This is a genomic window from Moraxella sp. CTOTU47915, from assembly GCF_031986685.1.
Taxonomy (GTDB): Bacteria; Pseudomonadota; Gammaproteobacteria; order Pseudomonadales; family Moraxellaceae; genus Faucicola; species Faucicola tetraodonis.
The window spans coordinates 15,318-28,776 of sequence record NZ_DAMAAE010000014.1 but is presented as its reverse complement, the minus strand read 5'-3'; the positions used below and the strand labels follow the sequence as shown (position 1 = coordinate 28,776).

At 38.1% G+C, this 13,459-nt stretch carries 13 protein-coding genes and 1 pseudogene; 7 read left to right on the top strand and 7 right to left on the bottom strand.

Annotated features, from left to right (window positions below; genetic code table 11):
* The first annotated feature begins 176 nt into the window (after positions 1–176).
* Positions 177–1,184: a RepB family plasmid replication initiator protein gene (locus tag RTL34_RS10175; protein ID WP_203172760.1), complete on the top strand. Its 1,008-nt coding sequence runs from the start codon at positions 177–179 to the stop codon at positions 1,182–1,184.
* 15 nt (positions 1,185–1,199) lie between these two features.
* Here RTL34_RS10175 and RTL34_RS10170 read toward each other — a convergent pair whose 3' ends face one another.
* Both RTL34_RS10170 and RTL34_RS10165 read right to left on the bottom strand, forming a co-directional pair.
* Positions 1,200–1,418 carry a helix-turn-helix domain-containing protein gene (locus RTL34_RS10170; RefSeq protein ID WP_159773002.1) on the bottom strand — a complete coding sequence of 73 codons (219 nt, stop codon included), beginning with the start codon at positions 1,416–1,418 and terminating at the stop codon, positions 1,200–1,202.
* A complete protein-coding gene (locus RTL34_RS10165; RefSeq protein ID WP_159772978.1) occupies positions 1,408–1,656 on the bottom strand; it encodes a helix-turn-helix domain-containing protein in 249 nt (82 codons plus the stop codon). The genes RTL34_RS10170 and RTL34_RS10165 overlap by 11 nt, the downstream gene beginning before the upstream one ends.
* A 114-nt stretch (positions 1,657–1,770) precedes the next feature.
* On the opposite strand from RTL34_RS10165, the gene RTL34_RS10160 reads away from it, so the two are divergent.
* The 6 genes from RTL34_RS10160 to RTL34_RS10135 all read left to right on the top strand — a co-directional run bounded on the left by RTL34_RS10160 (position 1,771) and on the right by RTL34_RS10135 (position 5,787).
* On the top strand, positions 1,771–1,986 hold the full coding sequence (locus tag RTL34_RS10160) for a hypothetical protein (protein WP_100274233.1): 216 nt from the start codon (positions 1,771–1,773) through the stop codon (positions 1,984–1,986).
* Between the two features lie 11 nt (positions 1,987–1,997).
* Positions 1,998–3,218 carry a tyrosine-type recombinase/integrase gene (locus tag RTL34_RS10155; protein WP_312116668.1) on the top strand — a complete coding sequence of 407 codons (1,221 nt, stop codon included), beginning with the start codon at positions 1,998–2,000 and terminating at the stop codon, positions 3,216–3,218.
* Positions 3,218–3,520, top strand: a complete 303-nt coding sequence (locus RTL34_RS10150; protein WP_159772984.1) for a hypothetical protein — start codon at positions 3,218–3,220, stop codon at positions 3,518–3,520. Before RTL34_RS10155 ends, RTL34_RS10150 begins: the two co-directional genes overlap by 1 nt.
* Positions 3,513–3,938, top strand: a complete 426-nt coding sequence (locus RTL34_RS10145; RefSeq protein ID WP_159772987.1) for a hypothetical protein — start codon at positions 3,513–3,515, stop codon at positions 3,936–3,938. Before RTL34_RS10150 ends, RTL34_RS10145 begins: the two co-directional genes overlap by 8 nt.
* Positions 3,939–4,105: 167 nt before the next feature.
* Positions 4,106–5,179: an HNH endonuclease family protein gene (locus RTL34_RS10140; RefSeq protein ID WP_203172762.1), complete on the top strand. Its 1,074-nt coding sequence runs from the start codon at positions 4,106–4,108 to the stop codon at positions 5,177–5,179.
* Entirely contained in the window at positions 5,179–5,787 is a 609-nt protein-coding gene (locus RTL34_RS10135) for a class I SAM-dependent methyltransferase (RefSeq protein ID WP_203172763.1), read from the top strand. The genes RTL34_RS10140 and RTL34_RS10135 overlap by 1 nt, the downstream gene beginning before the upstream one ends.
* A 35-nt stretch (positions 5,788–5,822) precedes the next feature.
* On the opposite strand, the gene RTL34_RS10130 is transcribed toward RTL34_RS10135, so the two are convergent.
* From RTL34_RS10130 to RTL34_RS11545, 5 genes and pseudogenes are all read right to left on the bottom strand, one after another.
* A complete protein-coding gene (locus RTL34_RS10130) occupies positions 5,823–9,047 on the bottom strand; it encodes a tyrosine-type recombinase/integrase (RefSeq protein ID WP_203172764.1) in 3,225 nt (1,074 codons plus the stop codon).
* Between the two features lie 379 nt (positions 9,048–9,426).
* The gene (locus tag RTL34_RS10125) at positions 9,427–11,652 is read right to left on the bottom strand and encodes a hypothetical protein (RefSeq protein ID WP_203172765.1); all 2,226 of its coding nucleotides are present in this window, start codon (positions 11,650–11,652) and stop codon (positions 9,427–9,429) included.
* Positions 11,642–12,223, bottom strand: coding sequence for a hypothetical protein (locus RTL34_RS10120; protein WP_203172766.1), 582 nt, complete (start codon positions 12,221–12,223; stop codon positions 11,642–11,644). Before RTL34_RS10120 ends, RTL34_RS10125 begins: the two co-directional genes overlap by 11 nt.
* Positions 12,224–13,065: 842 nt before the next feature.
* Positions 13,066–13,275: pseudogene (locus RTL34_RS11550) on the bottom strand (transposase); the annotation flags it as partial.
* On the bottom strand, positions 13,268–13,432 hold the full coding sequence (locus RTL34_RS11545) for a hypothetical protein (protein WP_409034785.1): 165 nt from the start codon (positions 13,430–13,432) through the stop codon (positions 13,268–13,270). The gene RTL34_RS11545 and the pseudogene RTL34_RS11550, both read right to left, overlap by 8 nt.
* Between the last annotated feature and the right edge of the window lie 27 nt (positions 13,433–13,459).

Genomic DNA, 13,459 nt, shown 5'->3' with positions numbered 1-13,459 from the left:
AATAGATGTACGGATTATTGAATTAAGATGTACAGATTATTGGTATAGGTGTACAAATTATTGAATTGAAAACTTGGTTAACTTTTGTAACCGATGTCACTTAAGGTCACTTACGATTTCATGCTTTTTTTGTCCATTCTTATAATTAAGCGAAATGCTTAATAACGAGTGGTATGATGGCAGAGGCAAATTTTTACTGTAAGAGTAGTGATAAAATCATGATTACCAAATCCAATACCTTAGTCGAAGCTGGCTATGACTTGACGATGGCAGAACATGATTTAATGACGCTTGCTATCAACAAAATCCATAAACTACAATCCGGTGGTAAGCAAGTGATGATTACTGCCAAGGAGTTCGCTGCCGCTAATCAGGTCAGTGACATTTACGCTTATAAAACGCTTAAAGATACCGCCAAAACACTGGGTGAAAAAAAACTAAAATTCACGCTTTATCGTGACCTTTCAATCATATCTGACAAAGAAGAAGATAAATTATCAGTGCTTAAACCGCCTCATAATAACTTTACAACACTTCGTGCGGAGTACAATTGGCTACAGGGTATCTCCTACCAAGACCAACAGGGATATCTGTTACTGCATTTTTCTGACCCATTGGCGTTTTTGATTGAACATACGGGTAAAGCATACACCAAATACGACTATGTCAAAACCGTAGCTTTCACAGGAGCAAGTAGTAAAAGAATCTATGAGTTAATAACCAAATGGCAAAAACTGGGTAGTACCCCTGAGATGTCTATCTTTGAGTGGAAAGATTTATTTGGCGTGGCTGACAAGTACCCGAAGGTCGCTGAATTCAGACGGCGAGTGCTAGACCCTGCTATTGAGCAAATTAACAAGCAAGGCGATTTTAAACTTGAGATCGCCCCAATCAAGGCAGGTCGCAACATCACTCACTTTCGTATCGATATTAGCGTTAAAAAGAAAACCGATACAGCGGAAATTAGCGAGTCGAGTGTCAAAATGCTTCATCTTCTAACAGCTTCACAAGCCAGTACCTTTGCAGTCAAGCTTGCCAATGATACCAATTTTGGCAGTAAATTTGCTCGTTCTGGTGAATCAATGAATGCCTTTATCAGTCGAATTTCTCAAGAATTACAGCGAGAGCAGGACAAGGTAACGTTATACATGCCGTACTTGTCAAAGCTTGGATTTAAATGCTAAACCATTTTTTAAACTTTACTTTGAAGCCTGTTCATCAGGCACGTATTCAAAAATTTCCCCCATTGTCACGCCCAAAAAATCACACAATTTATCTATCGTATCAAAATCAATTTGTGTTGATTCGTCTTTATAAATCTTATGCAACGTGGTTTTGCTAATGCCCGTCTGCCTTACCACATCTGCTACACGCAATTTTCTTTCAGCCAATAATAACGGCAAGCGATTATTTATCATCATTCACCTCTGGCTCTTTTAGAGCATCTTCTGTGTCATTAGGGATATGCTCAAACAGTTCATCAACAGTCACTTCTAAAAATGCACACAGCTTATCAATCGTCTCAAATTCTATTCTAGTGGATTGTTCATTATAAATTTTATGCAAGGTCGTTTTGCTGATGCCTGTTTCTCGGACGGCATCAGCGACTTTTAGCCTTTTTTCGGCCAATAAAAGCGGTAATTTACATTTAATCATAAAAAAGTACCATAAGAGTTGTAAAAAGTACTTGCTCAATTATAAAATTATGGTAAAGTATACCTCAGATAGAAAAAATACTATCTCAATTATACTTTTTATAAGGAGTCTATGATGACACAAACGTATCTTACCACAGAAGAGCTTTCTGAGCGTATCAAATACAACCCTCGCACGATTCGTACACGTCTAAAAGACAGTGTGTTGATTGAAAATATTCACTACATCCGTCCCTTTGGTGGTCGCAAAATTCTATATGTTTGGGAGCGTATCGAAGAAGATATGTGCAAACCTGCCATGAGCCTAATCAACGGCATGGCGCTACAATAAGGAGTAATGAAATGGCATCAATAAGAGCTAGGCATGGCGTATTAGTGGTGGATTTTCGCTACCACAATATTCGTTGCCGTGAAAAAACCAATTTGACTGATACACCTGCCAACCGCAAAGCCTTGGCAAAGATTATTGAAAAGATGGAAGCAGAAATCACATTGGGGATTTTTGATTATGCGGCTTATTTTCCCAAGAGCGACAAAATTGAGCAAATGAAACAGCTTGATGACCGAGTCGAAACGTGTGTCAGTCGCAAACCCATGTTTGGACAGTTTAGCCAGACTTGGTTTGATGAAAAGCAAGTCGAATGGCGACCAAGCTATCAACAGAAAATGCGAATTATGCTGGATAACTACCTTTTGCCATATTTTAAAACAAAGCCATTACATACCATTAAAAAGGCAGACTTGCTTGATTTCCGTAACTCCCTCGCCAAAGTTCGTTACGGTAAAGACAATCAAACAAGTCTGTCGGTAGCCAGAATCAATCAGATAATGATACCTCTGCGTATGATACTACAGGAAGCCAGTGACCGCTATGGCTTTGAAACACCTTTTAAAAATATCAAAAATTTAAAAGAAGAAAAGCCTGATGTTCATCCATTTACGCTCAGTGAAGTATGGCTTTTTCTAAATAAAGTGCGAGCCGATTACAAACCCTATTATACCACTCGTTTTTTTACAGGTATGCGAAGCAGTGAGATAGATGGTTTGAAATGGGAGAATGTCGATTTTGACCGCCGAGAAATCAAAATTCGTTCTGCGATTGTTGACGGTATTGAAGGTCCGACCAAGACTTACGGCTCAAACCGTGAAATTGCCATGTCACAGCTTGTATATGACGCATTAATAGAGCAAAGATACCATACTTATGGAAAATCAGACTATGTGTTCTGCAATTCACAAGGTAAGCCATTGGAGCATCGCAACGTCAATCGACGTATTTGGACACCCACGTTAAAGCTATTGGGGCTCAAACATCGCAGAGCGTATCAGACTCGGCATACCGCTGCTACCCTTTGGCTTGTAGCAGGGGAAAATCCCGAATGGATCGCCAAGCAAATGGGACATAGTAGTACCGAAATGTTATTTCGTGTGTACAGCCGTTATGTGCCTGATATGACTCGTCAAGATGGCTCAGCAATGGACAGCCTGCTATTGGCAAGCAAACAACTCGCTTCTGAAAGAAACAACAGTCAACAAGATAATGCTAAAAAGGACAATAACTAATGAACAATACAAATCAACTATTGCAGCAACTACTTGGACAAAAAAATGATTATGTGAGTGCTGAAGCATTACAGCTAGGAAATGAATTAATCAAAGAGTTCGATATCATGCCAACCAAAGAGTTAGCAGAGTTTTTGGAGATTGAGTTAGATGTAAACGGCCAAAAGGCGGTGCGTATTTGGACACAGCGTCAATTACATCGCATTGACCCAGATGAAACGGATAATGAGCGTTATCGGCAGTTACGCCATCTTTTTGATAAGCAGTTTCCAGAGTCAATGTTAGGAGGCTATGATGAGTAATAGAGAGCTAACAAGCTACAATATAATCTACGATCCAATATTGACGCCAGAGCAGGTTAAGGCGTGTAATTTTTACCTTACTCCAAATTTCGATGAGGAAAGCAAACCCACGCACATCGTTTTTATGAATATGGCCTGTGAGATTTATGGCATGACATCCGATGAGTTGGCTTGGGCATTGAGTAAATTGCGGTTATATAGCAACGATATTTTATGTATTCACTGTGGTATAAAATATTTGATTAATGAACCGATACAATATCATCAAATGCCTAGCGATTGGGAAAATTGGGAATGCGATACGTGTCTTGCATTTTTAGGGCAATCCATGCAATTTAACCAAATGATTGATTTATACCCTGTCAATAATAATGATTGGGAACGAGATGATGATAGTGACGATGTGCCACCTTTCTAAAGATCCACTAAATGACACTGACCTGACAAAAAAGCCACTAAGTTTTTAGTGGCTTTTTTTCTGTAACATCGCATGTTAACCCCTATAAGCTTACCTAGAATAATTTCAGCTAAAATATAGGTCGGGGTATGCTATAGTAAATCAAAAGCCTACCGCATGGATGTCACATGAATTTTGTCGACGTTGAACCCACCTTAGAGAATTACTGGCGAGCCATTATCTTATTTGGCAAAAATACCGCTTCTTACAAATTCGCTCTTGCCAAAAGTCTGATTGATGTCAGTCTTGAATGCCAATCCGACTTAATCAGCCTTGATGATTTAGCCTTGCCGTATGCCTTGCACCTTGCCGAACACCTTAAACACAGCCCCAAACAAAGTACCGGTAAGGTAGGTCAATTTATCCAAGCCTGCCAAGATTATAACGCTGGCAAAATCGATGAAGATAGACTGATTCAAATCACCAAAAAAGAAGGCTTTAAATACGTGCTCGATGCCTTTCATGTGGTTAATACCAAAGCCGTCACTGAGCGGTTTTATGATATGGTGAATGAAGAGTTTTTTATTGACGAGCGTAAATTTAACAAAGGTATTCGCTTAACGGATAATTTGTTTAAATTGTTTTATATCTATGACAACTCAGCCAAAGACTTAAATCAAGAAACCGAGTCGCGGTGGAATTTGGTCGAAAAAGCGTGGGAATTAAATATCAATAAAAATCTCATAGTGGTGGAATTTGACCAACAAACTAAGCAGCTTTTTACTCAAGATGCCAAGCACCGCAGAACCAATATTACTACTTCTCGGGGTGCGTTAAATGGCTATCAAAAAAGCCGTTGTTTTTACTGTTTTAAAGAAATTAGTATTTCATCAGATGACGATTTACTTGCTGACGTTGACCATTTTTTTCCACATTTATTAAAGCCAGACGTTGCCAACGCTGGGTGTTGTCGTCCTGTCAATGTCGATGGCGTCTGGAATTTGGTATTGTCTTGTGCCGAATGCAATCGAGGTGAGAGTGGCAAATTTGCCCAAGTGCCAAGTATTGAGCTACTAGAACGCTTGCACACTCGCAATGAGTATCTGATAGGCAGTCATCATCCACTGCGTGAAACGCTGATTATGCAAACAGGCACAACCGAGCGCGACCGCAAATACTTTTTAGATAAATCTTACCGTTTTTCCAAAGAACGCCTCATTCATAATTGGCAACCCAAGCCACAAGGGTTGAGCATTTTTTAATGACCACGTTAGATTACTATCAAACCCATGCTAAAGATTTTTTTAGCCAAACTATTGATGTTGATATGCAAAATGTGTATCAGCCATTTTTAGAGAACTTAGCAGACGGTCAGCAAAAAATTTTGGACGTTGGCTGCGGCTCAGGGCGAGATAGTGTATTTTTTGCTAATCAGGGATTTGAAGTTGTCGCCATTGATGGCTCACAAAATTTAATTGATTTGGCCAAGCAAACTGATACGCGTATTGACTGGCAATGTATGACATTTGATGAGATAGCCACACAAAGCTGGCAAAATCAATTTACCGGTATTTGGGCATGTGCATCATTGCTTCATGTGCCTTTTGATGATTTATCTAAAATTTTAAATGAATTAATCACTTGCCTAAAGCCCAATGGTGTCTTGTATGCCTCATTCAAATATGGTGATAGTGAACGAGAAAAAGATGGGCGCTTTTTTTGTGATATGAATGAAGGCAGATGGGAAATTATTGAAGGTCAACTGGAATCTGCCAAACCGTTAAAGATTTGGCAGACGATTGATAATCGGGTGGATAGACAGGAGATTTGGTGGAATATTATTTTACTTAAACTATCAAATTTAGGATGACTTCTTAGAAAATTTTTAATTTCAATTGGTTTTGCTTAATTCTTTTCCCAACCCATGATTAACAGCCAATGTACGATATGTTTTATCATCACTGAATTGGGCTGTTTTTTTGTGGGCTTACCTTTATCATTTGGGCGAATCATACTGAGGCTGAACCCGCTATAAATCGGCTTTTGGGTAATATCTCCGTTAAATTCAGCAAATTTTTCATTAAATTTTTTGATAGCATGTCTCGTTTCTTTGTTATCAATCGGCATACTAAAAGACTTTTTACCTGTTACCTCATTAATTACTGTGGTCGGTGTGTATTTACAAATATTGATACGCCAATACTCGCTTGGGAGTATTTTTAATGCCGTTTCAAGATAGCCATAGAACTGCTTGGTTTCTTTGAATGGAAACCGAATTTCTGGTTTTGAAGGTATGGTTTTTTCATAAAAAATTTGTACAAATTCAGCCAATTCGCGTTTACCTGCTTTAGACTGGCACAATTTTTCAATATTATCAAAGCAAAGGTTTGCTAGGGCAACCTCTTGGTGATAGTGCAATGGCGTTGGCGTAATAATGGGATGAGATGACAGTTGCTGACGTTTTTGACTGACAAATTTATAATTGGGTGAGCCGTTTTCATGGATAATCAGTTTTAGGGCATTTTGATAAATTTGCATCGCGTCGTTAAAGTCAATATTAAGTTGACAGGCACTCGATAAATCTATGCCTGATTCGATATCACTCAGCATTTTCTCAATGACCAGACGTTTGTATTGACCAAAAATCAAAGATGATGGTGGATCTTGTAATGTTGTTAGCAGAGGCGTCTCAACAGCTTCCACTTTTATGGGTTGCTTGGCATTAGACTGTAATTTTTGCGTTGAAAGTGCATTGTTCATAAAGCTGCGAATATGCCATAGATTAACGACTTCATTATCAAAATCTACTGCGTCCTTGTGATATTGGTTAAAGCTACGCCTTGCTTTACCTGATAATTTGATGACAGTGGCTAAAGGTAATTGAATTTTGGCTTTTGACAGTTGATGATGGGCGATAATATCCGCGGTATGAACGTAAGAACTAAACGTGGTGTTCAAATCAGCATGCCCGGCAAAATCTTCCAATACTTGCCAAAAATTTGGGCTGACTGTCCTTTGTGAACCCAATGCAGCATGGCGAATGGCTTGCACTTGTTCACGACTATAATCAGTAAAATATTCAATCACACTATAATTACAGCGTAATATTAGCGCCATATTTGAGATGGCATTGTGACGAAAACTGTGCATACTGATGTCATGATAGCGGTTTTGTAAAATCGGGTCAGTTAAAATCCCGCGAAAGGGTAGTTCTACACTGTTTCTATCGATTGGTTGAGCATGGTGTGGTAGGGTAAATAAATAATGAGCGTTCTGTCGTAATTTCTGATGGAAATATTTTGTGAATGCAGCCAGTTCAGTAGGTTGCAACAGCACATTGAGCATAAAACGGCGGGTGGCATCATCAGATTTTAAATCGCGTTGTGCATGTGGTCTTAAGACAATATTGTAATCAATAAACCCCTGATTATCATACTCAATATCTGAAAGCCTAATTGATAGCACTTCCATAAATCGCATCCCTGTGCGATACAATAGAATCAGTATCAGTTTTAGCACATCTCTTAGCTTGTCATTAATAGACGGCTGGTTCTCGAGTTGCGTGAGCATATGCTGATATAGCGCGACAGGAATTAGACAGCTATTAACGACTAAGGGGTCCTTATCTCGATTTAATCTCAGATAGGGGGCGTTAAATTCTCTGACCAGTACGTCATGTAAGGATGCTAGCACAGTTTGGGTATAGCCCATTTTTAAGGTATTTTTTGTACTTATAATTTTGTCATAAATAAATTTATATTCAAAATCTTGCCAACCAATAAAATCTGCATCACGAGTTTCTGCCAAAAAATCATTGCCAATCTCTGATAAATAGCGTTGTAACGTGCTAGGTTTATTGCCTTTTTTAGCTAAGTCTATGAGCCATTTCACCAGGCGTTGCTGGTTAGCTAATAACGGGCTTTCAACGTAAAACCGCGCTAATTGACTGACAATTTGACTCTTCTGACCATTTAAAATGTTGCGAATGACTTTAACAATATCATCCTTAAAATCGCCTTCTAGATCAGGTGTTTTAGCGCTACTGTTTGAGGTTGTAAGCTGATCAATCACTATAGTCGGCTCGTTGCTAGTGATGGTAAGCGAAGCTTTAGTACGTGCATCGATTTTTATGGGGCTAAAATAGCGCAGCAGTTGCTCAAAAGTGATAGCAGTATGGCGTTGTCGACCGACTAGGGTTTCAACCATTTGTTGGTCAATCTTTACATTGGGTAGGGTTTGCCAAAAGATATTGATATGATTGAGGAAATTGGAATTTGCAAAGTTATCGGCGTTAAACTTTTCACCAACCAGGTCGCTCAGTCTGCGAATACATTCTGCATAACTGGGAAATTTGCTGCTTTCAGTAAAATGCGTATTGAGGTACACCAGCCAGAGCCGACTAACATCATTTAAAAACACCCATCTTGAATAATATAATTGAACCTCATCAGGGTTGTCATTATCTAACCTTACAATACGATTGGCATACTCGGTTGATGTTAATTCAATCGGTAGTAATAGCTGTTCTTTACCGACGTGATAAATAGTTGTTTTGTCTTTTAATGCTTGATATACCGCTTTTATGATCAGCGCTTCGTTATAACCGCCAAAGACGATCTGGGAAAATAATAACCAAGTCACACTATCGAGTAGGGTAAAGCTATTCTTAACTTGCCAAATTTGTAGGGCATTATTAACGATTTGCTCGGCTGTTTCTAAATATAAAAAATTGTCTAGATCATTGGTATTAGCGGGACGTTTAGGGATATTGGCTATAACAGGGGTTGGGAACGGTTTTAGATTTGCCTTACTACGTTGTTTATTGATATTGTTGAAAAACTTTAAGCGGTGAGCCATTGCAGCAGGTAGTTGAGTAGCCTTAAGCTGCTCATTGAATTGTTTTAAGATCCTTTCATACAATTTATCAATAAGTTCATCTTTTACTTGAATTTTATAACCTTCAGCACTGTCAACTTTCATTTCATTTAGAAAGCTTTGCCATTCGCTTTCACAAACTTGTTGGCTAATTTCAATCGCGTGTCTATTGTCAACTTTTCGAGCGCTTTTAAGCGCTTGTTGTCGACGTTCATAACCAAATAACTCAGAATTGGGCATGCGTTGGTTTCCCATGTTTTTTAAACTCGCTAGTACTTTGGGGAAGCAAATGAATCGCTTGTAACTTGTGAATTGTCCATTCACATTTCTGGATAATACCTGTAAGGATATACATGATCCTGCTTGTCCAGTGTTCCTCGATGTTACATTTCAATTTTTACCTATCAGCTTGATATGTCGATGGTGTAAACACGTTATGACGGATATGTCGATTTTCATGCTAAAAATCGACATATCGTATTTTAGTGTCGATCCTATCGACATGAAAACTGCTTATGTCGATTTCCTGATGGAATTTCGACATATATTCGAGTGTTATTGCTGATGGAGATGGTCTATCACCTAAATTCGACTAAACTCGCTTACCACATACCTTAATTCTTCCAATGAGCTATCATGCAATCTGCTGTAATTGGAGTTTTTGAGCTAAATTATCGTAGACATGTCGAACCACGATGATATCACCCACACTCATTGACGAATGTTTTTGCCAGGTTTCTTGTCCAAACATCTCATGCGCAAATATGGCCGAAATAATGGCTTCATCAACTTGCTGCTCTAGCAAAAAACGTTGCCCAACATGACGTGTCCAATCTGCTTTGAACTTAAAATTTTCTGCTAATTGTTTTTGAATAATCGCAGGTCGCATACTTGCCATATTGCCCTTGGTATCTAACCAATTAATTAAAGGACGTTTAGATTGTAGAATTTGCTCAATCTGCTGAGCTAATGCAGGATTTAATCGTCCAAACTTGGCAGAAAATTTTGACAAAAATTCCAAGTAATCTTGTATTGCTTTAACCAGAAAATCACAGATTGGTACAAGGCGTTGGGCATTGGTGGTGAAACGTTCTTCTTTGTCTTGAATCCAAGCGATTTTTCGGCTTAGATTAAATTGCTTCAAAAAGCCAGGTGCACTTTCCACCGCACGAATAGAAGTTAGAATTAGCGACACATGCCAGAGCCATAAGCTATAAGCATTAAACTTATCAATGTAATGCGTCTGGGTAATAAGCTGTTTGTGTAAATGCTCAAAGAAGCGTTTTACCAATGAATATTCAGGCGTATTTTGGCTACCGATACGAAAATTAGCATCTGGCTTCGTGCTGAAATAACCTAAATCTAAACAACTACGTTGATTCAGCAGTGCAATCGCTTGTTGATAAACCTCGAAAATTTGTATTTGTTTAAGAGAGGTATAAGATAGATCAGCACGTTTGCGAGCATTTCTGCCTGTAATAATACTAGCAATCTGTGTGGTCGTAATTTTCTGAATAAGTAAGGTATAAAATGCCTTTTCGATACGGGCTAAGCTTAGGTAGGGTAAATCCAATTCGTGACGTAAATCACCAATGACCGATTCAATCCATTGTGCCATCGGCTCACCTTTATATGCCAAAAAACTTGCCAACTCAGGAGGTAGCGGTAATTTTATTGATGACAAGCGATTTGCTAGAACATTCTCAATACCTACCTGCCGAATACGCAATGGGGTAATATCAAGCTTTATAAAAAAATCAAATTGTTGAGTTCGATTACTAACATCAACAATTCTTTTCTCATTATTATTAATATCAATGGACAACTGTTGGATCGAATAACCGGTGTGTAACGAAAGCAGTAAATAAGCCACAGCGCGCTTTTTATCTCTCTCGATATCTGCTTGATGAAAATACTGCCACAGCTTGCTACAAACATTTTGTATCACGAAAGGCGGTAAATGACGGATGTTGATCAGACTAAATAGCTCATTGCGGTTAGCATGGGAAACTTTTGCCTTGGTTCGAAGCTGAATTTGTTTTGGGGAAAATTTTTCGGTGGCTTTTAGGCTACGTTGTTCAAGAACGACGTAAGTAGGCAAATTATTATCAAGACGCTCGCGCAACGGATCAATATCATTCTGCGTTGATTCAATCTCTCTAACCTCTACCAATTCATCGGTATCATCATCAATATCATTGACAGCCAACGTTTGGGTATAGCTCTCGTCAATTTTTGGTTTTGCTCGCTGCTTTCTACCTTGAGTCTTTCGAGTAATGGGTTGGCGATGATGATAAGCAAATTCAAGCGTACGATAAATTGACTGTAGTTTTGATAAATTTGGGTGATTAGCGTTTTCGAAAATTTCTAGTTGTTGATGAACGTTTAAATAGGTTTGCTCTAGTGTATCTGCCTGCCAATTTTGATAGCAGTTTTGCCAGAGGGATTGATAACTAGACTTGGGTGTAAGCCACTTTCTTGCTTCAATCGCAGTTTCAGTGATTCGCCGAGTCAGCTTATTTTGGGCAAAATATAACAGCAAATGGCACAGTTTGGCTATCCAACGCCACTCATCCGAAGGGGCAATAGTATCTAGCGGGGGTAATACAAAAGTACTGCTAATAAACGTTTTGACCTCATAGCCTGTCTTGGTGGTCTTGCCCTTATAGCTGGCAAAAATCTCTTCAAGCGTATCTTGATTGAGCAGTGTGGTTGGTCTTTTTGGGATAGAAAAACCAATGAACTCTGAATCCTGAAGATTTAAAATCGTATAGAAAAAGTCTCGCAAATCCTGGGTATATGAATCTTGCTGTTCAGGGATAAGCAAGGCAATGTAATTATCCAAATCATCAAGCTTCATTTTGCATTTCTTCCGCTATCAAGTCCACAAATAAAGGCAAGGCATGCGGTTTTTTGCTTTGTTGCAATCTAGCTTGATAGTCATAATGATGCCTATCTAAGCCTAGTTCTTTTAACACGTTTGCAATCGTTAACTCATCCTCAAAAATCTCTTTAGCTATCTCATTCGGCATTGAACTTTTGATTGCTTGGTAGATTGTTGGATTAATGGGTTTTAACGCTAAAAAAGCATTCAGTAAATATGCCCAAGCTCTTCTTCTAATATCTATATCAGTCAACGCAAGTTGCCGAATCACAATCGTTTGTTGGTTCTGTATCAAACCCACCGATGCAAAGTCATCAAAAAAATAAAAGATTTCTTGATCTTTATTTGTAAGATCTTTAACTACATCGAATGTTACGGTTTTAGGCGTAAGTATTTTACGGTTTTGCCTAGGTTTGATAATTTCAAATAGTTCACAATAAATTTGATACTGTCTACATGCTAGTTCATGAACAACAAAGTTGTGAGCCGCGACAGATAGGTTCTTGGTGGGGCTTTTAGGCTTTTTCTGGGTAGTGTTTCTTGTCATTGGCGTATGTTACCTAGATCATCTCATTTTAGCTTTACCTAATGCCGTGAGGCGATATTGTGGGGGTATGGTCATTTCAATAAGTCCTACTACTAAAGCGGGGTAAAGGTAGACTTTTTAACGCATACCCCGCTTGCAAGTCTTCAACACTATTAGGCAGCTTAGCATTCTTGATCCTTACCTTTTCATTTAGAAAATATTAAATAAATATCGATAGAGAATTAATTTGACCTATCATTCCTTAAAAATACTATTAAACGTATATTTTAATTTTATTTAATAAATATTTAAGATAATATTTTAAATAAATTTTTAAATAAAAATTTATATATTTTTAATAATATAATTTACAAATTTTGCAAGAATAGGGTAGGGCAAAAATAGGTCGGTGTCATTTTTGATTTTATACAGCAAAATTAACGTGACCAAAAACTATCAAATATACATAAATATACACTAAAATTTTGAAATAATAAAGATAATAAAAAAGCTGAAGCCCTTTTAGATAAAGGAATTCAGCTTAATGTAAATTTAAGTATTTTAGGTGTACGTCATTGCCAAGGTCGGGGTATCTTAAGTGATTAGCAAAAAAGCCACTTTATAGCAAAGTGGCTTTTTTATTGCTTTAAAATCAGCAAATTAGATAATCTATTTTATTTAATTAGTACTCATTTGCTGTGACCCCGTTTTGTCACTAAGGCACATAAAAAAATCTTTGTGCCATAATTGTGCCTTAAATGTGCCATGGTTATTTCTCGACCAATCCGAAATCTGACTACAACCTTGATTTTTTTATTTAGATTGGCTTAACAGGGTTGCTTTCTGATAAATAAACTATGAGCTCATTGGTCATGCTTTTCAAACTTATCTCGAAGATAAATTAAGGCATGTCCCTCATTCACTTGAGCTTGGATTATTAAGCAAGCAAGGTAAATCATCGACTTAAAATTACGAGCTAATTTCTCATATTTCGTGGCCATACTACGAAACTGCTTTAACCTTGTAAACGTATTTTCTACTAAATGTCTGAGCTTGTATAAATAACTATCCAAATTGGGATTTGGCTGTTTGGCATTCTTGCATGTTGGTACGACAGTTGTCATAAATGGATTTTTGTAGTTCGTCCACCATGGCCTTGTCCAATTGGTTTATCAAAGCCCGCCCTAGCTCCACTTGCATGCTGATGACACCGTATGTAGCTTCCGTCACGGTACGAGTGTTTGTAGTGATGTAACA